This is a genomic window from Spirillospora sp. NPDC000708, from assembly GCF_040299565.1.
Taxonomy (GTDB): domain Bacteria; phylum Actinomycetota; class Actinomycetes; order Streptosporangiales; family Streptosporangiaceae; genus Spirillospora.
The window spans coordinates 1-23524 of the sequence record NZ_JBEPCJ010000022.1; the positions used below are offsets into that span (position 1 = coordinate 1).

21 protein-coding genes are annotated in these 23524 nt (G+C 74.0%); 18 read left to right on the forward strand and 3 right to left on the reverse strand.

What is annotated here, in order from left to right; all coding sequences use genetic code 11:
* Positions 1-164: 164 nt before the first annotated feature.
* Positions 165-1211, reverse strand: a complete 1047-nt coding sequence (gene trpD / locus ABT299_RS17775; RefSeq protein WP_500251437.1) for an anthranilate phosphoribosyltransferase — start codon at positions 1209-1211, stop codon at positions 165-167.
* 106 nt (positions 1212-1317) lie between these two features.
* Positions 1318-1743, reverse strand: coding sequence for a response regulator transcription factor (locus tag ABT299_RS17780; RefSeq protein WP_151544428.1), 426 nt, complete (start codon positions 1741-1743; stop codon positions 1318-1320).
* 190 nt (positions 1744-1933) lie between these two features.
* On the opposite strand from ABT299_RS17780, the gene ctaE reads away from it, so the two are divergent.
* The 13 genes from ctaE (at position 1934) to ABT299_RS17845 (ending at position 17731) form a co-directional block, all read left to right on the forward strand.
* The gene (gene ctaE / locus ABT299_RS17785) at positions 1934-2590 is read left to right on the forward strand and encodes an aa3-type cytochrome oxidase subunit III (RefSeq protein WP_194737671.1); all 657 of its coding nucleotides are present in this window, start codon (positions 1934-1936) and stop codon (positions 2588-2590) included.
* 39 nt (positions 2591-2629) lie between these two features.
* On the forward strand, positions 2630-3541 hold the full coding sequence (gene qcrC, locus ABT299_RS17790; protein WP_387028917.1) for a cytochrome bc1 complex diheme cytochrome c subunit: 912 nt from the start codon (positions 2630-2632) through the stop codon (positions 3539-3541).
* Complete coding sequence (gene qcrA / locus ABT299_RS17795; RefSeq protein WP_190867335.1) at positions 3538-4653, forward strand: cytochrome bc1 complex Rieske iron-sulfur subunit; 1116 nt, start codon at positions 3538-3540, stop codon at positions 4651-4653. Before qcrC ends, qcrA begins: the two co-directional genes overlap by 4 nt.
* Complete coding sequence (qcrB, locus tag ABT299_RS17800) at positions 4650-6284, forward strand: cytochrome bc1 complex cytochrome b subunit (RefSeq protein WP_500251438.1); 1635 nt, start codon at positions 4650-4652, stop codon at positions 6282-6284. The genes qcrA and qcrB overlap by 4 nt, the downstream gene beginning before the upstream one ends.
* 38 nt (positions 6285-6322) lie before the next feature.
* Complete coding sequence (locus ABT299_RS17805; RefSeq protein ID WP_500251439.1) at positions 6323-7399, forward strand: glycosyltransferase family 4 protein; 1077 nt, start codon at positions 6323-6325, stop codon at positions 7397-7399.
* 106 nt (positions 7400-7505) lie between these two features.
* On the forward strand, positions 7506-8315 hold the full coding sequence (locus ABT299_RS17810; RefSeq protein WP_190867341.1) for a hypothetical protein: 810 nt from the start codon (positions 7506-7508) through the stop codon (positions 8313-8315).
* Positions 8316-8867: 552 nt separating this feature from the next.
* Entirely contained in the window at positions 8868-10406 is a 1539-nt protein-coding gene (locus ABT299_RS17815) for a penicillin-binding transpeptidase domain-containing protein (protein ID WP_500251440.1), read from the forward strand.
* A 316-nt stretch (positions 10407-10722) separates the two neighbouring features.
* Complete coding sequence (locus tag ABT299_RS17820; RefSeq protein ID WP_500251441.1) at positions 10723-12387, forward strand: hypothetical protein; 1665 nt, start codon at positions 10723-10725, stop codon at positions 12385-12387.
* Positions 12368-13333 carry a hypothetical protein gene (locus ABT299_RS17825; protein WP_500251442.1) on the forward strand — a complete coding sequence of 322 codons (966 nt, stop codon included), beginning with the start codon at positions 12368-12370 and terminating at the stop codon, positions 13331-13333. The genes ABT299_RS17820 and ABT299_RS17825 overlap by 20 nt, the downstream gene beginning before the upstream one ends.
* On the forward strand, positions 13330-14844 hold the full coding sequence (locus ABT299_RS17830; RefSeq protein ID WP_433138568.1) for an NADH-quinone oxidoreductase subunit NuoF family protein: 1515 nt from the start codon (positions 13330-13332) through the stop codon (positions 14842-14844). Before ABT299_RS17825 ends, ABT299_RS17830 begins: the two co-directional genes overlap by 4 nt.
* A 148-nt stretch (positions 14845-14992) precedes the next feature.
* On the forward strand, positions 14993-15628 hold the full coding sequence (locus tag ABT299_RS17835; RefSeq protein WP_387028928.1) for a DUF4142 domain-containing protein: 636 nt from the start codon (positions 14993-14995) through the stop codon (positions 15626-15628).
* A gap of 37 nt (positions 15629-15665) precedes the next feature.
* A complete protein-coding gene (locus ABT299_RS17840) occupies positions 15666-17024 on the forward strand; it encodes a DUF1996 domain-containing protein (RefSeq protein ID WP_500251443.1) in 1359 nt (452 codons plus the stop codon).
* Between the two features lie 44 nt (positions 17025-17068).
* Positions 17069-17731, forward strand: coding sequence for an NAD(P)H-binding protein (locus ABT299_RS17845; RefSeq protein WP_500251444.1), 663 nt, complete (start codon positions 17069-17071; stop codon positions 17729-17731).
* Between the two features lie 51 nt (positions 17732-17782).
* On the opposite strand, the gene ABT299_RS17850 is transcribed toward ABT299_RS17845, so the two are convergent.
* Positions 17783-19573: an AMP-dependent synthetase/ligase gene (locus ABT299_RS17850; RefSeq protein WP_500251445.1), complete on the reverse strand. Its 1791-nt coding sequence runs from the start codon at positions 19571-19573 to the stop codon at positions 17783-17785.
* Positions 19574-19804: 231 nt separating this feature from the next.
* Here ABT299_RS17850 and ABT299_RS17855 point away from each other — a divergent pair, with 231 nt between their 5' ends.
* The 5 genes from ABT299_RS17855 (at position 19805) to ABT299_RS17875 (ending at position 23514) form a co-directional block, all read left to right on the forward strand.
* Positions 19805-20500, forward strand: a complete 696-nt coding sequence (locus ABT299_RS17855; RefSeq protein ID WP_387028931.1) for a copper homeostasis protein CutC — start codon at positions 19805-19807, stop codon at positions 20498-20500.
* 53 nt (positions 20501-20553) lie between these two features.
* Positions 20554-21321 (forward strand): metallophosphoesterase family protein, encoded by a 768-nt coding sequence (locus ABT299_RS17860; protein WP_500251446.1) that lies wholly within the window; start codon positions 20554-20556, stop codon positions 21319-21321.
* Between the two features lie 77 nt (positions 21322-21398).
* A complete protein-coding gene (locus tag ABT299_RS17865; RefSeq protein ID WP_500251447.1) occupies positions 21399-21833 on the forward strand; it encodes an SRPBCC family protein in 435 nt (144 codons plus the stop codon).
* Between the two features lie 54 nt (positions 21834-21887).
* Entirely contained in the window at positions 21888-22496 is a 609-nt protein-coding gene (locus tag ABT299_RS17870; protein ID WP_500251448.1) for a hypothetical protein, read from the forward strand.
* Between the two features lie 49 nt (positions 22497-22545).
* Positions 22546-23514, forward strand: a complete 969-nt coding sequence (locus ABT299_RS17875) for an ROK family glucokinase (RefSeq protein ID WP_190867375.1) — start codon at positions 22546-22548, stop codon at positions 23512-23514.
* Positions 23515-23524 lie beyond the last annotated feature (10 nt).

A 23524-nucleotide genomic window follows, 5' to 3' on the forward strand; every position in this document is an offset into this window, starting at 1 on the left:
TCTTACAAACCCCCACCCCCCCGCCGGGCAGGCCCGCTGCGCTCGCTGCACTCGCTCCGCGTGCCTGCCCGTGACCGGTGGCTGAGGTTCCACATGCCGGGGCTGAGGTTCCAGGCGCCGGGGCTGAGGTTCTACCTGGTCGGGGCTGGGGTCGCCCCCTGGGACTAACGGTGCGCTTGGGAGGTCTCGATCCAGCGGTCCAGGAGGGTGGCGGCGGCGCCGGAGTCGACGGCCTCGGCGGCGCGGTCGCGGGCGGCGGCCAGCGTCGGGGTGAGCTCGTCGGCGGACGGGGCGCCCTCGTAGGCGGTGATCAGCGCCGCCGCGTTCAGCAGGACCATGTCGCGGACGGGCCCCTCCCGGCCGGCGAACGTCTCCCGCGCCACCCGGGCGTTGAAGGACGCGTCGGCGCCGCGCAGGTCCTTCGGGCGCGCCGGGGGGATGCCGAGCGCGGACGGGTCGAAGGTCGTCTGCGTCGCCGTCCCGTCGCGCACCACCCACACCGTCGAGGTGCCGGTGGTGGTCAGCTCGTCCAGGCCGTCGTCGCCGCGGAACACCAGCGACGAGCAGCCCCGCGCGGCGAACACGCCGGCGATCACGCCCGCCATCCGCGGATGGAACACCCCGACCGCCTGCGCCCCCGGCCGCGCCGGGTTCGTCAGCGGGCCGAGGAAGTTGAACACCGTGGGCGTGCCCAGCTCGCTGCGGGTCCGCGAGGCGTACCGCAGCGCCGGGTGGAAGCGCGGCGCGAAGCAGAAGGTGATGCCGGTCTCCGCGACGACCGCCGCCGTCGCCTCCGGGGACAGGTCGATCGCGACGCCGAGGTGCTCCAGCAGGTCCGCGGCGCCGCAGGACGACGAGGCGGCCCGGTTGCCGTGCTTGACGACCCGGACGCCGGACGCCGCCGCCACCACCGCCGCCATCGTGGAGATGTTCACCGTGTGGGCGCGGTCGCCGCCGGTGCCGACCAGGTCCGCGATGCGGCCCGGCACGTCCACCGGGGTGGCGTTGTCCATCATGCCGTCGGCGAGGCCGGACACCTCCGCGACGGTCTCGCCCTTGGCGCGCATCGCGACCGCGAACCCCGCGATCTGCGCGTCGGTGGCCTCCCCGGCCATGATCGTGTTCATCGCCCAGGCGGTCTCCTCGCTGGTCAGCGACTCGCCGTCGAGCAGGGCGTTGAGCAGTGCGGGCCAGGTCGTGCGGGCGTCCATCTATCCCCCAGGTGCGGTGGGTCCGGAGGGAGCGCGCCGGGCTCGTCCCGACCCGGCCGGGGTGCGGACCGGGGCGGCGCCCAGAGCCTCCCCGGCGAAACGGTCTTTACAGGGCCGGAAGGCGGTTCTCGAGACGCCAGCGCATGAGGCCGGCGAGCTCCTTCGCCAGCGCCATCGGGTCCAGCGGAAGGCTCACCACGGCGTCGGCGCGCGACCAGGTCGCCAGCCAGCCGTCGTCGCGCCGCCCGATGATCGCCAGCACCGGCGGGCAGTCGTACACCTCGTCCTTGGCCTGCCGGCAGACGCCGAGACCGCCCGCGGGCTGCGCCTCGCCGTCCACGACCAGGACGTCGATGCCGCCCTCGTCGAGCCGCGCCACCACGGCGGGCTGGGTCGCGCGCTCGACGAACTCCACCTGCGGAAGATCGGCGGCGGGGCGTCGCCCGATCGCCATCCGGATCTGTGCGCGGGTGTTCGCGTCGTCGCTGTAGACGAGAACCTTCATCGGGCTCTCCGGGGCGGTGGTGCTCATGACACGGAAGGCTACCGGTTCGTTCCCGCGCGCACGAGATCCAGGTCATGTTTCCCCGCGTCGCGGCCACCGGAAGGCCAGGTGCGGGCAAAGATCGCCGGAGCCCGCGGCACCGTGCCGGAGGCCGGGTGACACGTTCGGGAACTCTAGGAGGGGGGTCATGCGTCACTCACGGGATAGGGGCGCAATAATGCTGCCCGTGACAGCATCCGCGATAGAGACAACACCTCACGCACGGGCGAACCGTCCCAATCTGGTCAGCGTGGGGACGATCGTTTGGCTGTCGTCCGAGCTGATGTTCTTCGCGGCGCTGTTCGCGATGTTCTTCACGATCCGCTCTGTGACGATCGGCCAGTCCGGGCACGACGCCTGGCCGGGCGCACCGCTGAACCTGCCGCTGTCGACGGCCAACACGACCGTGCTGGTGCTGTCGTCGGTGACCTGCCAGTGGGGCGTGTTCAAGGCCGAGGCCGGCAAGGTCGGCCGCGACGGCGGCCTGCTGAACGTCGCCCGCTGGGGCCTGCGCGAGTGGTACGTCCTGTCCTTCCTGATGGGCCTCTACTTCGTGGCGGGACAGGCCTTCGAGTACTACAGCCTGGTCACCAAGGACGGCCTCACGTTCTCCTCGTCGGCCTACGGCTCGGTCTTCTACCTGGCCACCGGTTTCCACGGTCTGCACGTCATCGGCGGCCTGGTCGCGTTCCTGTTCGTCCTCGGCCGGACGTTCGCCGCGAAGCGATGGACGCACGAGCAGGCGACGAGCGCGATCGTCGTGTCCTATTACTGGCACTTCGTCGACGTGGTGTGGATCGGCCTGTTCTCGGTCGTCTACCTGCTCGACCACTGACCCGCTGACCACCCAGACATGACCCGAACGGGGATTTCCGTGAGAAGGATCACCGCATGGCGACGGCGCCCCTGGGCGGGCTACGCCGTCGTGCTGGCGGCCCTGGCGGCGATCGGCGTCATCTACGCCGGTTTCTCGCCGCAGACTGGACGCGCCGAGGCGGAGAGCACGGCCCAGGCGGCGCAGGACCTGAAGAACGGCCAGCAGCTGTTCAACAAGAACTGCGCCAGCTGCCACGGCCTGAACGCCGAGGGCACCAAGGACGCCAAGGGCAAGCCGATCGCGCCGAGTCTGCTCGGGGTTGGGGCGGCCAGCGTCGACTTCCAGGTCAGCACGGGCCGCATGCCCGCGATGAGCCCTGGTGCGCAGTTCCCGCGCAAGACGCCGATCCCCGCCTTCAACACCCAGATCAAGACCGACTACGAGGACGAGGCCAAGCGCAAGGCGGCCGAGCAGCAGAAGGCGCAGGCCGAGAAGAACCTCGCCGACCTGCGGGCCTACATCTCCTCGCTCGGCGGCGGCCCGGAGGTCCCGCCGGCGTCGGCGACCGACCCGACCAAGGGCGACGTGGCGCTCGGCGGCAAGCTGTTCCGCACGAACTGCGCCCAGTGCCACAACTTCACCGGGCAGGGCGGCGCGCTGACGGGCGGCAAGTACGCCCCGCCGCTGTCCAAGAGCGACGTCACGCCCACGCAGATGTACGAGGCGATGCTGACCGGCCCGCAGGCGATGCCGGTGTTCAACGACACCACGCTCACCCCGCAGGACAAGCAGGCGATCATCTCCTACCTGGTGCAGACCCGCGAGCAGCCGAACCCCGGCGGTAACGGCCTCGGCCGCATCGGCCCGGTGTCGGAGGGCCTGGTCGGCTGGCTGGTCGGGCTCGGCCTGCTGGTGATGGCGGCGATGTGGATCACCGCGAAGAAGCCGAAGAAGCTGAAGAAGTCATGAGCGACGAGAACAAGGACACCGCCGGCTCGAAGGAGCCCGGCGAGGGCGGCGGCGCGCACGGGCGCGTGATCGGCACGCCGTCTCCGGCGAGGGACAGGACCCTGCTCGCGCAGGACGACATCTCCGCGCCCGCGGGCGTCGGGGAGGAGCTGGACGAGGCGTCGGCCAAGCGCGCCGAGCGCGTCGTCGCGACGTTCTTCCTGCTGGCGTTCGCCGCCAGCGTGGCGTTCATCGCGTACTACATCGGCTGGAGCGGCCGCAACGGCGGCATGCACGGCGTGACCCGGACGCGCGAGTCCAACTACTGGCTCGGCGGCCTGATGGCGCTGTCGTTCCTCGCGCTGGCCGCGGGCGTCACCATCTGGGTGCGCCGGCTCATGACCAGCAAGCCGATCGTGCAGGAGCGGCACAACCTGCAGGCCGACGAGGAGACCCGCGCGGCCTTCACCCAGGACTTCCTGGAGGGGGCGTCCGACAGCGGCCTGACCAAGCGCCCGCTGCTGCGCCGCACGCTGCTGCTGGCGGCGGCGCCGCTCGGCCTGGCGCCGCTGGTGCTGCTGCGCGACCTCGGCCCGCTGCCGGAGAAGCGGCTGCGCTCCACCTACTGGGGCGAAGCGGTCAAGAAGGCGCAGGCGCAGGGCAAGAAGGGCGTCCGCCTCGTGGTGGACGGCACCAACAAGCCGCTGCGGGTCAGCGACTTCTCCTCGCCCGGCGGGATGATCACCGTCCTGCCCGAGGGCATCGAGGAGGGCGTGCCCGAGGACCAGGTGCTGACGCAGAACGCGAAGGCCGTCACCATCCTGATCAACGTGCCCGAGAACGAGTTCAAGCCCGCCAAGGGACGCGAGAACTGGCACATCAACGGGATCGTGGCGTACTCGAAGGTCTGCACGCACGTCGGCTGCCCGGCCGCGCTCTACGAGCAGACCACGCACCACATCCTGTGCCCGTGCCACCAGTCGACGTTCGACGCGACCGACGCGGCCAAGGTCGTGTTCGGCCCGGCGGCGCGTCCGCTGCCGCAGCTTCCGCTGGCGGTCGAGGACGGCTACATCGTCGCCACGAGCGACTACCACGAGCCGATCGGCCCGAGCTTCTGGGAGCGCGGATGAGCGAGGCGACAGCCGGGGCCACGGCTCCGAAGGCGGTCGAGGGACCGCTCAACTTCATCGACGACCGGCTCGGTTCCACCACCTTCTTCAAGCGGAACATGAAGAAGGTCTTTCCGGACCACTGGTCGTTCATGCTGGGCGAGATCGCCCTGTACTCGTTCATCATCCTGCTGCTGACCGGGACGTTCCTGACGCTCTGGTTCAAGCCGAGCATGAACGAGGTCATCTACAACGGCTCGTACACGCACCTGAAGGGCGTGCAGATGTCGGAGGCGTACGCCTCCACGCTGCACATCAGCTTCGACGTGCGCGGTGGCCTGCTCATGCGGCAGATCCACCACTGGGCGGCGATCCTGTTCATGGCGTCGATCCTGGCGCACATGCTGCGGGTGTTCTTCACCGGCGCCTACCGCAAGCCGCGCGAGCTGAACTACCTCATCGGCATCAGCATGTTCGTCCTCGGCATGCTGGAGGGCCTGTTCGGGTACTCGCTGCCGGACGACCTGCTGTCCGGCACGGGCCTGCGCATCACCCAGGGCGTGCTCGAGGCGATCCCGCTGGTCGGCACGTACGGCTACATGTTCCTGTTCGGCGGGGAGTTCCCCGGCCAGGACATCGTGCCGCGCCTGTACATGCTGCACATCCTGCTGATCCCCGGCCTGATCCTGGGCCTGGTGACCGCGCACATGATGATCATGTGGGTGCAGAAGCACACCGCGATGCCGGTGAAGAACCAGACCGAGCAGCAGGTGTACGGCTACCCGTTCTACCCGGTCTTCATGGCCAAGACGGGCGCGTACTTCCTGTTCACCTTCGGTGTCATCGCGCTGCTCGGCGCGTTCGCGCAGATCAACCCGATCTGGCTGTTCGGACCGTACGATCCGGGCGCCATCTCCGCGGGCTCCCAGCCGGACTGGTACATGGGCGTCCTGGAGGGCGCGCTGCGCATCATGCCGAACTGGGAGGTCAGCGCCTGGGGCCACACGGTCAGCTTCAACGTGCTGATACCGGCGACGATCCCGCTCGGCATCGTCTTCGGCGGCGCGATGGCCTGGCCGTTCGTCGAGCAGTGGGTCACCGGGGACAAGCGGCACCACCACGTCAACACCCGTCCGCGCAACGCCCCGATCCGCACCGCCACCGGCGTCGCGGCGGTGACGTTCTACGGGCTGCTGTGGCTGGCGGGCGCGAACGACGTCCTGGCCGACAAGTTCGACCTCTCCCTGTACGCCACGACCTGGTTCTTCCGGGTGACGATCTTCGTCGGGCCGTTCCTGGCGTTCGTCATCACCAAGCGGATCTGCCTGGGGCTGCAGCGCAAGGACGCGGACGTCGTCGGGCACGGCGTCGAGTCGGGCGTCATCCTCATGTCGCCGGAGGGCCGGTTCTCCGAGCGGCACGAGCCGGCGCGCGAGGAGCAGCGGGCGGTCCTGCTGTCGAAGGAGAACACCCGTCCGGAGGCGCCGCAGCGCGACGCCAACGGCATCCCGGCCGCGAAGGGCCCGCTCGGGCACCTGCGGTCGCGGCTGAACCGGGCGTGGACCTTCGACGACATCCCCGTCGAGGAGCACGAGCACGGCGAGCACGCGGAGATCGAGGGCGGCAAGCAGTCGCACGAGATCAGCCACTGATCGCGGAGCCCGATCGAGGGGCCCGGCACCGGACGACGGTGCCGGGCCCTTCGCTTTGCCCGGCCCCTGCCTGCCCGCCCCGCTCGGTGGTGGTGTACGCGCCGGCGTGGAAGGGGGCGGCGGCGTTCGACGCGGTGCAGCCGTTCGACGTCGTGCGGCATCCCGGGTCGCTGATGCTGCCGGAGCCGGGCGTGCTGCGCCGCGCGTCCGCGCTGATGCGCGCGGAGCGCTGCGACTCGGTGGTGTTCGGCGCGGCGGCGCCGCTGGGGCTGCTCGCGCCGTCGCTGCGGCGGCGCGGGGCGGAGCGGATCGTCGGGATCACGCACGGGCATGAGGCGGGCTGGGCGTCGCTGCCGGTCGCGCGGTCGCTGCTGCGCCGCATCGGAGACGACGTGGACGCCCTCACCTACCTGGGCGAGTACACCCGGTCGCGGATGGCGCGCGCGCTTTCCCCGGCCGGTGCCGCACGGATGGCGCGGCTCGCGCCGGGCGTCGACGAGACGCTCTTCCGCGCCGGAGCCGGCGGCGCGGAGATCAGGGCGCGGCACGGCCTGGCGGACCGGCCCGTCGCGGTGTGCGTGTCCCGGCTGGTGCCCCGCAAGGGGCAGGACGCCCTGATCCGGGCGTGGCCGCGGGTGCTGGCGACGGTCCCCGACGCGGCGCTCCTGCTCGTCGGAGGCGGCCCGTACCGGGCGGAGCTGGAGCGGCTCGCGGCGTCCGAGGGCGTGGCCGGGTCGGTCGTGCTCACCGGCAGCGTGCCCTGGGAGGAGCTGCCCGCCCACTACGACGCCGGGGACGTCTTCGCGATGCCTTGCCGGACGCGCCGTCGCGGCCTGGACGTCGAAGGGCTCGGCATCGTCTACCTGGAGGCGTCGGCGACGGGCCTGCCGGTCGTCGCGGGCGACTCCGGCGGCGCCCCCGACGCCGTCCTCGACGGCGAGACGGGCATGGTGGTTCCCGGCCGGTCGGTGCCGCGGGTCGCGGACGCGGTCGCGGGCCTGCTCGCGGACCCGGAACGGGCCGCGGCGATGGGCCGCGCGGGCCGCGCGTGGGTGGAGCGGGAGTGGCGCTGGGAGGTGCAGGCGGCCCGCTTGGACGCCCTGCTGCACGGCTGATCCGGCGGATGTGGCGCCGCGGTCACGGCCCCGGACCCGGTGCGCGGCCAGAAGCATACGGCCGCCGCGTATCGCACGCCCCGTGCCGGGTGACAGGATGCGCAGTATGGAGAACGCGGACATCGAGGATGTGTGGGCACGGGTTCCCGGCGAGACCGCGCGGTGGCTGCACGACCTGGATCCCGACCACTGCTACTCGGGGTTCGAGCCGCCCCGCAACCCCGACTCCGCCTGGCTCTTGCACGCGATGTACGCGTGGGAGGAGGGCCTGGTCACCACGACGCACGACGACGTCCACCAGTCGGTGCTGGGCGCGGGGCTGGTGGAGCCGCCCGACCCGGCCGGGGAGGCGCCGGGCGACGTGGGCGACCTGCTGGAGGGCGCGATCGTCACCGGCACCGAGCTCGGCCGCAGCGGCGACCCCGGCGCGGGCTGGCGGCGGCTGCGCTGGCGGGAGCTGGCGCGCGGGTTCGGCGAGCCCGCGGTACCGGAGGGGGAGCTGCCCGGCAACCGCTGCCTGCGGCAGGGGCATCCGGCGGGGAGCTGGTCGGCGGCCATCCGGCCGCCCGCGGAGGGCTGCCTGGACCGGGAGAGCTGGCACCGGCTGGTCGGGGTGCTGCTGCGGCACAGCCCGGCCGGCGCCGCCACCCGCTGCCTGGCCTACTACTGCCCGCTCGTCACCGCGGACTGGGACGACGAGACGGTCCTGGCGGGCCGGCTGGGCGACGCGGCCCGGCTGTACGACCACCCGGCGATGACGAGCTGCCCGTCCGACCTGTGGGCGGAGGACCGCTCCTGGGTCGTGTACTGCGACTGGGACCTGTGGGGCACGAAGGTCGTCGGCCCGACCTCGCTCGTCCAGGCGCTGCTGGACGACCCCGAGCTGGAGGCCGTCCGCCTGCCCTGGACCCGCTAGCCGCGCACGGTCCCGGGACGGGGCCCCGCCCCCGCGCCGTAGGCGGGGCCCGTCCCGGGACCGGCGGGTCGAGGGGGCCGTGCCCGTGCTCCGGAGACCGGTTCCACGCGCACGCCCCTGCCGAGGTGGGTGCGATCCTGCGCCGGCCGGTCCAGCGCCCGGTGGGGGAGGACCTGGAGACGGGCGCGCCGCGAAGGGCCGGCCCGCGGGGCCGGATCGGTGCCGCGTGGACGGGTCCCGGGGGCACGGCCCCGGTTCGACGACCGGACGCCCGGGAGTGGTGGGCCTTCCGGCTGCGGGCGGGAGCGGTCCCGGTGGAGCGCTGCGCCATCTCGGGGCCCTCCCGCCGCTGTGCGTGCACGGTCATCGACGTCCCCGACGCTAGGCCGCGGGACGCCCGCCGGCACGCCCGTTAAAGCGGACTTAAGGGGTGGATTACTCATGGCTAATTCATCGGCCAGGTTCGGCCTCAAAACGGTCGTTCCTCCCCATGTCCATTTCCGGCTCCCATTGAGATGATCTCCATTCGGGGGCTGGGGGAGGGGAGCGCGGATGCGATCGCGGAGCGTCGGCGTGCTCGCGGTGCTGGTGGCGGTGGCCCTCGCCGGCGGGCTCGTCGCGGCCTGGCGGCTGCGCGGCGGGCGCGGCGCCGGGACGCCGGAGGAGATCGCGGCGGACTACTTCGCCGCCTGGCGGCGCGGGGCGCTGGACGACATGCGCGACCTCGTCGCCGACCCGCCCGGCGACTTCGCCCGGCAGTACCGGGCGCTGTCGCGGGGCCTCACGGTCACCTCGATCATGGTCGAACCGCGCCCGGTGGTGCGGACCGGCCCCGGCGCGGCGCACGCCGACTTCACCGTCACCCGCACGCTCACCGGGCACGGCGAGTGGTCGTTCGGGGCGGTGCTGCGCCTCGGCCGCGTGGACGGGCGGTGGCGGGTGCTGTGGACGCCCGCGACCCTCTACCCCGGCCTGAAGGGCAGGGGGACGTGGTCGCTCGCCCAGGTGCGGCTGCCCGCCGTCACGCTCGTCGCCCGCGACGGCAAGGCGCTGCCCGACACCGGGCTCCTCGCGCCCTACCTGGCCGAACTCGTCGACGACCTGACGCCGGAGGGCTACGACGAGGCCAGGTGGGTCATCGAGATGCGCGACGGCGACGGGCCGCCGCAGCGGGTGAAGGTGCTCGGCGGCGCGCCGGGCAGGAAGATCCGCACGACCCTGGACCGGCGGTGGCAGACGGCCGCCGAGAAGGCCGTCCGCTCCGTGCCCAAGGCGGCGGCGATCGTCGCGCTGCGGCCGTCCACCGGCGAGGTGCTGGCCGTGGCGGACGCCCTCGGCGGGCTCGGCGCGTTCGCCGGCCTCTACCCGCCGGGCTCGACGTTCAAGGTCGTCACGGCGGGCGGGCTGATCGCGGACGGGGCGGGGCCGGGCACGCCCGCCGACTGCCCGGCGTCCGTCGTCACCGCGCAGCGGACGATCCGCAACGACGAGGGCCACGAGCTGGGGCGCACGACGCTGAGCGGCGCGTTCGCCGCGTCCTGCAACACCACGTTCGCGCGCCTCGGCGTCGAGAGCCTGGGCGCCGGCAAGCTCGCCGCGAGCGCCCGCAGGTTCGGGTTCGAGACGAGGTTCTCGCCCGGGGTGCGGATGCTGGAGGGCGGCTTCCCGAGCCCGCGGAGCGGCGCGGAGCTGGCGGAGGCGGCGATCGGGCAGGGCCGCGTCCAGGCGAGCCCGCTGCTGATGGCGAGCGTCGCGGCGGCCGTCGCGGACGGATCGTGGCGGCCGCCGCGGCTGGTGGCGGCGAAGCTGGTCCGCGAGAGCGGCGGCGACACGCCGGACCCGCACCCGATCCCCGGCGCCGCCGCGCTGCGGTCGATGATGCGGGCGGTGGTCACCGGCGGCACCGCCGCGGGCGCCGGCCTGCCGGACGGCACGGCGGGCAAGACGGGGACCGCCGAGTACTCCGACGACGGCTCGGCGCACGCCTGGTTCATCGGATACCGCGGCGACCTGGCGTTCTCGGTGTTCGTCCAGGACGGCGGGTCCGGGCCGAGGACGGCCGCGCCGCTCGCCGCGGCGTTCCTGCGCTGACCGGCCGGAAAATGGCGCGGAACGGCTGAACCCCCGCCGTTCCGCGCGCGTACTCCCACGATGAGCGGAACGGCCGCGAAGACGGCTTGAACCGTTTTTTGTCACCAACCCTCATCTGAGGGACCAATGGGGCGTATGCTCCGGTGGTGATCGGCGGGATCCATTGCGCATCCCGTACGGGAACGCGGCGGGAGCGAGCGGGCTCCGCACACCGCGCTCCCGATGTCTCAGCAGGACCGCCGCCGGGCCGCGCGCCCGGACGGCACCGAGCCGACCCGGCGTTCGCCTGCGCTCCGCCTCCTCCACAGGAGAGGGCATGGCGCGACGTGACGACGGGCATGCGTCCCGGATCAACACGCATGCTTCACCGTGGGCGCGGGCACCCGAGCGTCCCTCGCCGGGGGCGCGGCCCGCACCCGGCCGCCGGCCGGACGAGCCGCAGTGGCCCGAGGGGTCGTGGTGGTCGGAGCAGCCGGGATGGGACGAGCGGGGCCGGCGGCGCAGGCGCGAACCGACGCGCCGTGACGTCCGGCGGCGCGAGAAGAACCGGACACGGCGGCAGCCGGAGCGCCGGTCGGCGTACCGGGCCGAGCGCCGAGCCGACCACCGGGCCGTGTACCGGGCCGAGGCGCCCGCCGCGGCCCGGCGCCGCGAGCCCGCCCGGGGCTCAGGGCGGCGCCCGCCCACCCGGCCCCGTCCCGGACCGAAGGCGAGGCCGCGCGGGCCGCGCATGCCCGGCGACCGGATCGGCGCGGGCGCGCTCATCCTGTCGGCCGTCGTCGGCCTGTCGCTGCTGGGCATAGCCGAGCGGACGCTGCTGGACGGCCGCCCGATCGGTACGACCGAGTCGGTCGGCGCCGGCAAGGGGGCGCGGCACCCGAAGGGCCACGCCACCGCCGCGCCCGGCGGGCAGCAGCCGCACCGGCAGGCGCCCGCCGCGTCGGGCGCCCCCGCCGCTCCGGCGCGTCCGGACGCGCAGGCGCTGGCGGCACAGGTGCGCAAGCTGACCCTCGCCCAGCGGGGCGCCGCGGCCAAGCAGGCCTACGGCGCCGCGCCGACGCGGGCGCCGATCGTCGCCGCCACCCGGACCAGCGCCGACGGGACGTGGGTGTTCGGCACCACCGCCATCCCCGTCCCGGCGAGCAGCGACGCCGACCCCGAGGTCGCGTTCTTCGCGGCCCGCTGGACGGGCCGGGACTGGCGGATCGGCCTGTCCGGCGCCACCGCGTTCGGCACCCTGCTCGGCGCGATGCCCGCCACCGTCATGTCGGCGGCGGAGTCCCGCGCGCTGCGCCGCTACGGCGCGCTGTCCGCCGAGCAGGCCGCCGCCGCGGTCAACGGCACGGGCGCGGGCGACGGGCTGATGCTGCCGTGGAAGAGCGGCACGTCCTGGACGATGCTGACCGCGGACCCCGCCTCCGCGCGGCGCCCGCTGTCCGCGCTGGCGTTCGCGGGCGGCGACGGGCGCGTCCTGGCGTCCGGCGCGGGCCGGCTGTACCGGTTCTGCGGCGACGGCTCCGGGCCCGCGCTGCTCATGGTCGTCCACGCCAGCGGCGTCGCCACCGTCTACGACCGGGTCCGGTCGGCGGCGCAGCTGCGCGACGGCAGCGTCGTCGGGCGCGGCGACCCGCTCGGCCGCACCGGCACCGCCGGGGCCTGCGGCGGCGCCCCGGCCGCCCGCGCCGAGGTCCGCTTCGACCTGCGCCGCGGCGCCGCGCCCGTCCCGCTGGACGGCGCCGTCATCGGCGGCTGGACGTTCAGCGAACGCGCGAAACCGCTGCTCGGATTCGCCGAGCGCGGCCTGCTCCAGGTGCTTCCCGGGGGCCTCATCGCCAACCTCGGCGCGGTCCCCGCGGCGGATGCCCCGCCGTCATCGCCGGCGCCCGGCGACGAGCCGGGCGGCGGCGCAGGATCGGCCGGCGACCCGTCGCCGTCCGCTACCCAGAACAGGAGTCCGAGCGGTGCGAACACGCAACAGTGACGATCCCGCGGTGCCCGCGTGGGTGCTGCGAACCGTGCTCGTCGGCGCGGTGCTGGTGCTCGCCGGCGCCGCGACCCCGCCGGGCGCCGTCGCCGCGGCGCAGGCGCAGTACTTCCTCTCCTTCTACGCGGGCGTCTTCACGCTGCTCGCGCTGACCGGCGCGGTGATGACCGGGCTGCTGGCCACCGAGCGGCTGATCCTGAAGATCCGGCACCGGGTGCTGGCGCAGGGCGCGCACCGCGCCTGCGCGGTCGTCGCGTCGGTGATGGTCATCGCGCACATCGCGGTCAAGGTGCTGGGCGGGCTCGCGACGCCCGCGCAGATCGTGGTGCCGACGCCGGACGCGGTCGGCCTCGGCACCGTCGCGTTCGAGCTGATGGTGCTGATCGCGATCACCGGCGTCCTGCGGACCCGGTTCGTGGCCCGCGCCCGCCCGTGGGTGTGGCGGTCGATGCACGCCGTCGCGTACGTCTCGTGGCCGATCGGGATCCTGCACGGCCTGACCGCGGGACGGGTCGCGGCGAACTGGGTGGTGCTCAGCTACGTGATGAGCGTCGTCTTCGTCGTCATCGCGCTCGCCACCCGGCTCATCGTGGTGATCAAACCGCGCGAGGTCGGGCGGGCGGGCGACGGCTTCGCCGCCGGTGAGCGGGCGGCGGCCGCCGCCGCGGCCCGCCGCGCGCGCGGCCGGTTCCCCGAGCGCGACCCGCGCGCCGCCGTCCCGCGCGGATACGACGACCGGCTCGGCTACGACGACCGTCCCGGATACGACGACGATCCGCGCGGATACGACGACCCGCGCGGCGTCGACGACCTGCGCGGCATGGACGACCCGCGGGTGACCGGGCCGCTCGGCGGGCGCGACTCCCGCTCCACCGTGACCGACCCGCGCGGCGTGCCGCTGCCGGGGGAGGGCGGCGGCTGGGACACCGAGGTCATCCGATGAGCGCCGTCCACACGGTCTCCAACATCGGCGGCCCCCGGCTGACGCTCGGCTTCGACCGCTTCGACCGGCTCGACCTCGACCGGCACCTCGCGGTGCACGGCCGGCTGCGCGTCCCGTCGCTGGACGACCTGGTCAGGATGGCCGAGCAGGTCGACATGCGGGGACGCGGCGGCGCCGGGTTCCCGTTCGCGCGCAAGCTGACCGCCGTCGCGTCCCGGGTGAACCACCCGACCGCCGACCGGACGCTGCTGCTGCCGGGGGAGAAGGGAGGCGACCGCGGCTCCAGCGAGGACGTCGTCGTGGTCGTCAACGGGGCCGAGGGCGAGCCCGGCAGCGCCAAGGACAAGGTCCTGCTCGGCCGCGCCCCGCACCTGGTGCTGGACGGTGCGCAGATCGTCGCGACCGCGCTCGGCACCCAGCGGATCGTCCTCGCCGTCGAGAGCGACGAGGCGGCCCGGTCGGTGCGCGCCGCGATCGGCGAGCGGCGGATGCCCGCCCGCGTCGTCCGGCTGACCGAGCGGTTCATCTCCGGGGAGAGCGGCGCGGTGATCCGCGCCATCAACGGCGAGACGCCGATCCCGCCGGGCGTGAAGGTCCGCGCCGCCGAGTCCGGGGTGGACGGGTACCCGACGCTGCTGTCCAACACCGAGACGTTCGCGCAGCTCGCGGTGCTGGTCTCGCTCGGCCCCGACCTGTACGCCTCCGCCGGGACCGACGACGAGCCGGGCACCACGCTGCTCACCGTCGGCGGCACCACGGTCGTCGAGGCGCCGTACGGCACGCCGCTGCGGGACGTCCTGAAGCACTGCGACGTGCCGCCGGGCCCCGGCGTGCTGGTCGGCGGCTACCACGGGACGTGGCTCGACCCGGCCGGGGCGGCGCGCGCCGTGCTGTCGCGGGCCGGGATGCGCGCCGTCGGCGGGACGGTCGGCGCCGGCATCATCCTGCCGCTCGCGCAGGGCACCTGCCCGCTCGGCGAGGTCACCCGGATCGCGTCCTACCTGGCCGCGCAGTCCGCCGGGCAGTGCGGCCCGTGCCGGCTGGGGCTGCCCGACGTCGTCCGGGCCCTCAACACGCTGAGCGAGGGCGGCGGGACGGTCGAGGACGTGCGCCGCGCCGCGGCGATCGGGCGCGGCCGCGGCGCCTGCACCCATCCCGACGGGACCGCGCGGTTCGTGCTGTCGGCGGTCGAGGCGTTCGGGGCCGACATCGACGCGCACCGGTACGGCGGCACCTGCGGGCTGCCGACGTTCGGGGTGCTGCCGCTGCCCGTCCCGACCGGGCGGGAGGAGCGGGTGGCGATCGACTGGAGCCGCTGCGACGGCCACGGGCTGTGCGCCTACCTCGTCCCGGAACTGATCCAGCTCGACCGGTACGGCTTTCCGGTGGTACTTGGAAGCGACATCCCGTCCTGGATGGAGCGGGACGTGCAAAAAGCGGTCGCGATGTGCCCGGCATTGGCGCTGCGGGTCGTCGGGGGAGTCCCGGGCGGTCCCGCTCGGCGTTCCTGACGGCGGCCCGCCCGCCATTATGGACGGGCCGGAGAAATGAAAAAGTCCGAGCGGCGGTGAACCCCGGGCCCGGCGCGGTGCGTATTCCTCGGCGAAACCGCGCCGGGTCCGTTCTTCGGTGCGCTCCCGGAAGGAGGAAGGGATTTCGGTGAGAAATTCGTACGGTGTCGCGGAACTGCGCCGGCTCCCGCGGTTCGGGCTCCGCCGGGGCCGGGGCCTGCTGCTGCTGGCCGCCGCGGCCGTCGTCGCGGCCGCCCTCGCGGTCCTCCTCAACCCGCGGGTCGCCCCGGCCAACGGCGTCGACAAGGGTGCCACCGTCCCGTCGAAATGGGGCCCGCTGAGCGCCCAGGACCGGCTCCTGCTGGTCAAGGTCCGCCAGGCCGGGCTCTGGGAGATGCCGGCCAGCCAGATGGCCGTGCAGCGCGGCGCGAGCCCCCGGGTGCGCGAGATCGGCACGATCATCAACCAGGAGCACATGCAGCTGGACGCCGACACCCGGGCCACCGCCCAGCAGCTCGGGGTGACCCTGCCGGCCATTCCGAACGGCACGCAGCGGAGCTATCTCCGGGAGCTGGCCGGGCTCGACGGAAAGGCGTTCGACACCGACTACGTGTTCCGGCTGCGGGCCGCGCACGGGCAGGTCCTGCCGTTCGCCGCCACGGCTCGCGTGCAGAGCCAGAACACGATCATCCGGGCCTACGCGGAACGCGGGATGAAATTCGTCCTGCACCATATCCAGCTGCTGGAGAGCACCGGCCTGGTCACCAAATCCGCGCTGCACTGACGGGTATCCCACCCCCCGCTCACAGGGAGTACTCAAAATGGGAAGAAGAAGAAAGACCTTCGCCGTGATCGTCCCGGCGGTGCTGCTCGCCGCGTCGGCGTGCAACGACGTCCCCGGGGGCGCCGGGGCGCTGCCCGGCGGCGCGACCGTCACCGCCGATCCGGTCGGGCACGTCCAGAAGTACCGGGGCGGGCACGGCACTCGGACCAGCCCGCCCGCTGACGACGGCGGCGGCCAGCAGAACGGCGGCCAGAACGGCGGCGGGCAGATGCCCGGCATGGGCGACGGTCAGATGCCCGGGATGGGGGACCCCTCCCAGACGGCCGTCCCCACCCCGCCGGACTCCGGATCGCCGGATCCCGGCCAGACCGATCCGAACCAGCAGAACGGCGACGGTCAGAACGGCGACGGCCAGAATGGCGACGGCCAAAATGGCGACGGCCAGAACGGGAACGGTCAGAACGGCGGCGGCCAGAACCAGAACGGCGGCGGGCAGGGCGGCCAGAGCCAGGTGAAGCCGGGCCCGCGCGCCGACCAGTTCGTCGACATCCGCCAGGCGCAGCCCGTGCGGCAGCCGCGGCGCACGCGGGCCGCCTCCACCGGCGTGTTCACGTCCAGTTGCGGCACGAACGCCGGGCAGAAGCACAGCAACCCCGACAACGTGATCGTGGCGCCCGGCGTCCAGAACGGCGCGCACCACATCCACGACTACGTCGGCAACCTCGACACCAGCGCGTTCTCGACGGACCAGACGCTCGCCGCCGCCGGGACGACCTGCACCAACGGTGACCAGTCGACCTACTACTGGCCGGTCGTGCGGCTGCGCGCCGGCAAGGACGGCTCCGACCGCGCGGCGCAGAGCCAGGTGGACGGCAACACCGGCAGCGTCGTCACGCCGGCGAAGGTGCGCCTGCAGTTCCTCGGCAACCCGCGCAGCAAGGTGACGGCGATCCCGCGGTTCACCCGGATCGTCACCGGTGACGCCAAGGCGTCGTCGAAGGGCCCGGCCAACGCGCACGCCCAGTGGACGTGCAGCGGGTTCGAGAACCGGGTGTTCACCGACAAGTACCCGCTGTGCCCGAAGGGCAGCATGGTGGAGCGCGTGCTGAACTTCCCGAGCTGCTGGGACGGGCAGAACACCGACAGCGCGAACCACCGCGACCACATGGTCTTCCCGGACCCGCGGACGGGCCAGTGCCCGCAGGGCCGCAAGGCCGTCCCGCAGCTGCGGATGACGCTGGCCTACAACCTGCCCGCCAAGGCGCTGGCGTTCGCGCTGGACACCTTCCCGGAGGAGGGCCACGACCCGGTGACCGACCACGGCGACTTCATCAACGTGATGAACGACCGGCTCATGCGGAAGGCCGTCGCCGCCATCAACGGGCGCCGCCGCTGATCCCGGTCCCGGGGCCCGTGCGCGCCCGCGCGTAGGATCGCGTCATGGAGATCGTGATCGCGGGCGGGCACGGGCAGATCGCGCTGCGGCTGTCCCGGCTGCTGGCCGGGCGCGGGGACGCCGTGGTGAGCCTCATCCGCAACCCCGACCATGCGGCGGACGTGCGGGCGGCGGGCGCAACGCCGGTCGTCCGGGACCTGGAGGCGGCGTCCGCGGACCAGGTCGCGGGCGACCTGGCCGGCGCGGACGCGGTCGTGTTCGCCGCGGGCGCGGGCCCGGGCAGCGGCGCCGCCCGCAAGGACACCGTCGACCGGGCCGCGTCGGTGCTGCTGGCGGACGCGGCGGAGCGCGCCGGGGTGCGGGGCTTCGTGCAGGTGTCCGCGATGGGCGCGGGCGACCCGCCCGCACCGGGCCGCGACGACGTCTGGGCCGCCTACATCCGCGCCAAGGGCGACGCCGAGGACGACCTGAGGGCGCGCGGCGGCCTGGACTGGCTGATCCTGCGCCCGGGCCGCCTCACCGACGACCCGGGCACCGGGCTCGTGACGCTCGCCGAGCCGCCGGTCGGGCACGGCGCGGTGACCCGAGACGACGTCGCCGCGGTGATCGCCGCGCTGCTGGACGCCCTGCCGGACGCCCGGCACCGCACGCTCGACCTGCTGAACGGCGACGTGCCGATCGCCGACGCCGTCGCCGCCCTGCGCTGACCCGGCGCGGTCGCGCCGCACGGGTCGGGCGGCGCGGGCGGCGGCGGGCGGTCAGGCGGTGTAGAGGGACTCGATCTCGTCGGCGAAGTCCTTCATCACGACGTTGCGCTTGACCTTCAGGCTCGGGGTCATGTGCCCGGCCTCCTCGGTGAAGTCGACGCCGAGGATGACGTACTTCTTGATGGCCTCGGCGTGGCTGACCGACTTGTTGGCGTCGGCGACGGCGCCCTCGATCTCGGCGATGATGTCAGGGTCGCGGCGCAGCTCGTCCACGGTCATCGCGGCGGGCTTGCCGTGCCGCTCCTTCCAGGGGCCGAGGGCCTCCTCGTCCAGCGTGATCAGGGCGCTGATGAACTTGCGGCCGTCGCCGACCACCAGGCACTGGCTGATCAGCGGGTGGGCGCGCAGCCGGTCCTCCAGCGGGGCGGGCGCGACGTTCTTGCCGGCCGCGGTGACGAGGATCTCCTTCTTCCGGCCGGTGATCTTCAGGAAGCCGTCGGCGTCGAGGGTGCCGAGGTCGCCGGTGTGGAACCAGCCGTCCTCGATCGCCTCCTTGGTGGCGGCCTCGTTGTTCCAGTAGCCGCGCAGCACGTTGATGCCGCGGACCAGGACCTCGCCGTCCTCCGCGATGCGGACGTCCACGCCCGGGATGGGCTTGCCGACGGTGCCGATCCTGATGGCGGTGGGGCGGTTCACGGTCGCCGGCGCGGTGGTCTCGGTGAGGCCGTAGCCCTCCAGGATCGTGATGCCGACGCCGCGGAAGAAGTGGCCGAGGCGCTCGCCGAGCGCGGCGCCGCCGGACACCGCGTACTGCACCCGCCCGCCGACGGCCGCGCGGAGCTTCCCGTAGACCAGCACATCGAAGACCTTGTGCTTGGCCTTGAGACCGAGGCCGGGGCCGCCGGCCTCCAGCGCGCGGCTGTAGGCGATCGCGGTGTCCGCGGCCGCCTTGAAGATCTTGCCCTTGCCGTCGGCCTCCGCCTTCTGCTCGGCGCCGTTGTAGACCTTCTCGAACACCCGCGGGACGGCGAGCAGGAAGGTCGGCCGGAACGAGGCGAGGTCGGGCAGCAGGCTGGGGATGTCGCTGTGGCCGAGGACGATGCCGCCCTCGATGGTGGCGACCTCGATCAGCCGGGCGAACACGTGCGCCAGCGGCAGGAACAGCAGGGTGGAGCTGCCCTCCACGGCGATCTCGGAGATCGCGCCCTGCACGGCGTTCCGGGCCGTCGCGACGAGGTTCCCGTGGGTGATCTCGCAGCCCTTCGGCCGCCCGGTGGTGCCGGAGGTGTAGACGAGCGTCGCCACGTCGGCGGCGGTGCGCGAGCGGCGGCGCTCGGCGATCGTCGCGTCGGCGACGTCCTTGCCGAGCTCGGTGACCTCGGCGACGGCGCCCGCGTCGATGCCCCAGACGTGCGCGAGGCCCGGGAGCCGGTCCCGGACCTCGCCGACCAGCGCCAGGTGCGCGTCGGTCTCGGCGAACAGCGCCTTGGCGCCGGAGTCGCCGGCGATCCACTCGATCTGCTCGGCGGAGGAGGTCTCGTAGATCGGGACGGCGACGGCGCCGGCCGTCCAGATCGCGTAGTCCAGCAGCGTCCACTCGTAGCGGGTGCGCGACAGCAGGGCGACCCGGTCGCCCGGTTCGACGCCCGCGGCCACCAGCCCCTTGGCGACCGCCGCGGCCTCGGCCGCGAACTCCGCCGCGGTGACGGCGCTCCAGCCGGTGCCGGTGCGGCGGCGCAGCACGATGGCGCCGGGCTCCTCGGCGGCCCGGGTGAAGGGCGCGTCGGTCAGATTGGCGGAGTCGGGGACCTCCACCATCGCGGGGACGCTGAACTCGCGCACGGCCCACTCCTGTGATCGATCTTCGGGGACGGCGGGGGAACCTGCCGGTCCCTCCGAGGGTGAATGATACCCACGAGTAGGAAAACCGTCCGAAAGTGAGCGTTCCGCCCCGGAGCGGCCTGCGGATCGACGGTTAACGGCACGGCAAAGACCGTTCGGCGCGGCCGGGCGGCCGCCGGTCCGTCCCCTACCCTTGACCTGGTCGTATACGGAAGTGGTCGGGGGAGAGCCATGGCCCTGCTCGAAGTGATCGCGCTCACGGCCGCGGACGCGCGCGCCGCGCAGGACGGCGGCGCCGACCGGATCGAGGTCGTGGCCGACATGGGGGCCGACGGGCTCACCCCGGACCCGGACATGGTGGCGGCCGTGCGCGCCGCGACGGCGCTGCCGCTGCGGGTGATGCTGCGGGCCAACGCCGGGTTCCGCACCACCGGCGCGGAGCTGGACCGGCTCGTCCGGGCCGCCGCCGACCTCGCCGCCGCCGGGGCCGACGGGTTCGTGCTCGGCTTCCTCGACTCCTCCGGCCACGTCGACGCCGGCGCGACGGGCAAGCTCGCGTCCGGTTGCGCGCCGCTGCCGTGGACGTTCCACCGCGCCGTCGACCACGCCGCCGACCCCGCCCAGGCGTGGGAGGCGGTCCGAGCGCTCGACGGCGGCCTGGACGCCGTGCTCACGGCGGGCTCGCCGCGCGGCGTGGACGCCGGGGTCGACGTGCTGGTCCGGCGCGCCGCCGAGGACCCCCGCTCCGCCGCGATGATCATGGCGGGCGGCGGGCTGCGCCGCAAGCACGTGGCGGTGCTCGCCGCGGCGGGCGTCACCGCGTTCCACGTCGGCACCGCCGTCCGCCCGGACGGCTCCTGGGACGCCCCCGTCGACCCCGCGCTCGTGGCGGAGTGGCGCTCGCTGGTGTCGGCCGCGGCGGGCTGACGCCCGGAGGGGCGCCCGTTTTCGGGGGAGAGGTCCCCTATTAGAGTCGGTTCATGAGGATCCACGTGGTGAGCGACGTCCATGGCCGCGCGGACGCGCTGAAGAGCGCGGGCGACGGCGCGGACGCGCTCATCTGCCTCGGCGACCTGATCCTGTTCGTCGACTACTCCGACCACGGGCAGGGCATCTTCGCGGACCTGTTCGGGCAGGAGAACGCCGACCGCTTCATCGCGCTGCGCACCGAGAAGCGCTTCGACGAGGCCCGCGAGTTCTCCCGCGGCCTCTGGGCCTCCCTCGAGGGGGACGCGTGGCCGCACATCGAGCGCGCCGTCGACCGGCAGTACGCCGAGCTGTTCGCCGCGATGCCGACCCCCGCCTACCTCACCTACGGGAACGTCGACGTCCCGCGCATGTGGGCGCCGCACCTGCGCGACGGGCACCGCGTCCTGGACGGCGAGACCACCGAGATCGGCGGGCTGCGGTTCGGGTTCGTCGGCGGCGGGCTCCGCACCGAGTACCGCACCCCCTACGAGCTCGACGACGACGTGTACGCGGCGAAGGTCGAGGCGGTGGGGGAGGTGGACGTGCTGTGCTGCCACATCCCGCCCGCCGTCCCCGAACTGCTCTACGACACCGTCGCCCGCCGGTTCGAGCGGGGCAGCGAGGCGATCCTGGACGCGATCCACCGCACGCAGCCGAAATACGTGCTGTTCGGGCACGTCCATCAGCCGCTCGCCGCCCGCATGCGCATCGGCCGCACCGAATGCGTGAACGTGGGCCACTTCCGCGCGCGCGGGGTCCCGTACGTCCTCACGGTGTGACGGATACCGTGCTCTAGACAGCGGCCCGGGCGACGGAATCCCGGGCGCGGGCCCATGGCGAACCGGAGGGAACGCAGATGGCGGACCGCACGAGTTCTTCCATCACCATCAAGGCCGCGAAGGCCGACATCATGGCGGTGATCGCCGACCTGGAGGCGTATCCGGACTGGGCGAGCGGGATCCGCGAGTTCACCGTCCAGGAGACCGGCCCGGACGGCCGGGCGCTGCGCGGCCGGCTGACCTTCGACGGCGGCCCGTTCAGCGACACCGTCGGCCTCGCCTACACCTGGGACGGCGACGACCGGGTGAGCTGGGAACTGGTCGAGAAGGGCGCGGTCGTCACCGGACTGCACGGCACCTACGCGCTCGCCGAGGCGGACGACGCCACCGAGGTCACCTACGAGCTGGCGGTCGACGTCCGCGTCCCGATGATCGGCATGGTGAAGCGCAAGGGCGAGAAGCGGATCATCGACTCCGCGCTCAAGGGCCTCAAGCGCCGCGTCGAGCGCTGAGCACGCCCGGAAGGCGGTACCGTTTCACGCCGATGACGGATGGATGATGGAGTCATGACCGACCAGCCGGGTGACCTGATCAACGAGGCGGGCAAGCTCTTCGACGCGGTGCTCAGGCGCGTGGTCGGCGGCGGCTCCCGCGACGACCGCGCCGACGACCGCGCCGACGACCGCGCCGACCGCGGCGCCCGCCCCCGCGGCGACGCGGACGACGTGTGGGCGAGCGCGACCGCCGAGCCGCCGCGCTACGCCACCGGCGCCCCCGAGTGCTGCCACTGCCCGGTCTGCCGGGCCATCGCCGCGTCCCGCGAGTCGGGGCACGACGTCGGCCGGCACGTCCGGGAGGCCGGGCAGTCGCTGATGGCCGCCGCTCTTGACGTGGTGCAGGGCTTCGACCGCACCCGCCCCGGCGCGAACCGGAACCGGCCCCCGCGGCCCCGGGATGCGTCGGCGGGCCCCGGGGCGGGTAGGTCCGATCGGTCGGGACGGTCGCCTCGCGACGAGGCCCCGTCCGGCGGGACGCCGCGTGACGAGGCCCCGCGCGACGACGCCGAGCGCGGCCGGACGCCGCGCGGGGAGGCGCCGCGCGGGGAGGAGCCCCGCGAGGAGCCGGGCGACCCGTGGGCGGCCGCCACCGGCGGCGACTCCATCGACATCGGCTAGTGGTGCGGACGGGCTCCAGCCAGGGGCGCGCGAGGAGGAGGAAGCGTACATGGCCCTGACCATCGGCGTGGACGTGGGCGGCACGAAGGTCGCCGCCGGCGTCGTCGACGACCGGGGAACGATCCTGGAGAAGGTCCGGCGGCCGACTCCCTCGACCAACCCCAAGGAGACCGCCGAGACCATCGCCGAGGTCGTCGACCTGCTCAAGGGCAAGTACGCGGAGGTGTCGGCGGTCGGGCTCGGCGCCGCCGGGTTCGTCGACGAGACCCGCTCCACGGTGCTGTTCGCGCCGAACCTCGCCTGGCGCGAGGAGCCGATCCGGGAGAAGGTCGAGCACCTCGTCGGCCTGCCCGTCGTGGTGGAGAACGACGGCAACGCCACCGCCTGGGGCGAGGCGAAGTTCGGCGCGGGCCGCGGCGAGAACTTCCTGGTGCTGGTCGCGCTCGGCACCGGCATCGGCGGCGGCATCATCATCAACGGCGAGCTGTACCGCGGCCGGTTCGGGATCGGCGCCGAGATGGGGCACTTCCGGGTCGTCCCCGACGGGCGCCGGTGCGGCTGCGGCAACCGCGGCTGCTGGGAGCAGTACGCCAGCGGGAACGCGCTCGTGCACGAGGCCCGCGACCTCGCACGGGTCGCGCCGGCGATGGCGGGCCGGCTGCTGGAGCTCGGCGGCGGCCGCCCGGAGGGCATCAGCGGCCCCGAGGTGTCGCAGGCCGCCCGCGAGGGCGACAAGGCCGCGCTGGAGTGCTTCCGGACGATCGCGCACTGGGCGGGCCAGGGCCTCGCCGACCTCAGCGCGATCCTGGACCCGGGCGCGTTCATCATCGGCGGCGGCCTGTCCGACGCGGGCGACCTGCTGCTCGACCCGATCCGCGTCGCGTTCGAGGAGGCGCTGACCGGGCGCGGCCACCGCCCGCTGCCCGACATCCGGATCGCCGAGCTCGGCTCGGCCGCCGGCATCGTCGGCGCCGCCGACCTCGCCCGCGTCCGCCCCCTCCAGGACGCGGCGGTCTAGGACGCCCGCC

Excerpts from the sequence above, each read along its gene's own strand:
- ABT299_RS17780 (WP_151544428.1), bottom strand. The coding sequence starts at position 1,743 with ATGAGCACCACCGCCCCGGAGAGCCCGATGAAGGTTCTCGTCTACAGC.
- ABT299_RS17830 (WP_433138568.1), top strand. The coding sequence starts at position 13,330 with ATGAGCGCCGTCCACACGGTCTCCAACATCGGCGGCCCCCGGCTGACG.
- ABT299_RS17810 (WP_190867341.1), top strand. The coding sequence starts at position 7,506 with ATGGAGAACGCGGACATCGAGGATGTGTGGGCACGGGTTCCCGGCGAG.
- ABT299_RS17875 (WP_190867375.1), top strand. The coding sequence starts at position 22,546 with ATGGCCCTGACCATCGGCGTGGACGTGGGCGGCACGAAGGTCGCCGCC.
- ctaE (WP_194737671.1), top strand. The coding sequence starts at position 1,934 with ATGCTGCCCGTGACAGCATCCGCGATAGAGACAACACCTCACGCACGG.
- ABT299_RS17845 (WP_500251444.1), top strand. The coding sequence starts at position 17,069 with ATGGAGATCGTGATCGCGGGCGGGCACGGGCAGATCGCGCTGCGGCTG.
- ABT299_RS17870 (WP_500251448.1), top strand. The coding sequence starts at position 21,888 with ATGACCGACCAGCCGGGTGACCTGATCAACGAGGCGGGCAAGCTCTTC.
- ABT299_RS17820 (WP_500251441.1), top strand. The coding sequence starts at position 10,723 with ATGGCGCGACGTGACGACGGGCATGCGTCCCGGATCAACACGCATGCT.
- ABT299_RS17840 (WP_500251443.1), top strand. The coding sequence starts at position 15,666 with ATGGGAAGAAGAAGAAAGACCTTCGCCGTGATCGTCCCGGCGGTGCTG.
- qcrB (WP_500251438.1), top strand. The coding sequence starts at position 4,650 with ATGAGCGAGGCGACAGCCGGGGCCACGGCTCCGAAGGCGGTCGAGGGA.
- trpD (WP_500251437.1), bottom strand. The coding sequence starts at position 1,211 with ATGGACGCCCGCACGACCTGGCCCGCACTGCTCAACGCCCTGCTCGAC.
- qcrA (WP_190867335.1), top strand. The coding sequence starts at position 3,538 with ATGAGCGACGAGAACAAGGACACCGCCGGCTCGAAGGAGCCCGGCGAG.
- ABT299_RS17815 (WP_500251440.1), top strand. The coding sequence starts at position 8,868 with ATGCGATCGCGGAGCGTCGGCGTGCTCGCGGTGCTGGTGGCGGTGGCC.
- ABT299_RS17860 (WP_500251446.1), top strand. The coding sequence starts at position 20,554 with ATGAGGATCCACGTGGTGAGCGACGTCCATGGCCGCGCGGACGCGCTG.
- ABT299_RS17865 (WP_500251447.1), top strand. The coding sequence starts at position 21,399 with ATGGCGGACCGCACGAGTTCTTCCATCACCATCAAGGCCGCGAAGGCC.
- ABT299_RS17855 (WP_387028931.1), top strand. The coding sequence starts at position 19,805 with ATGGCCCTGCTCGAAGTGATCGCGCTCACGGCCGCGGACGCGCGCGCC.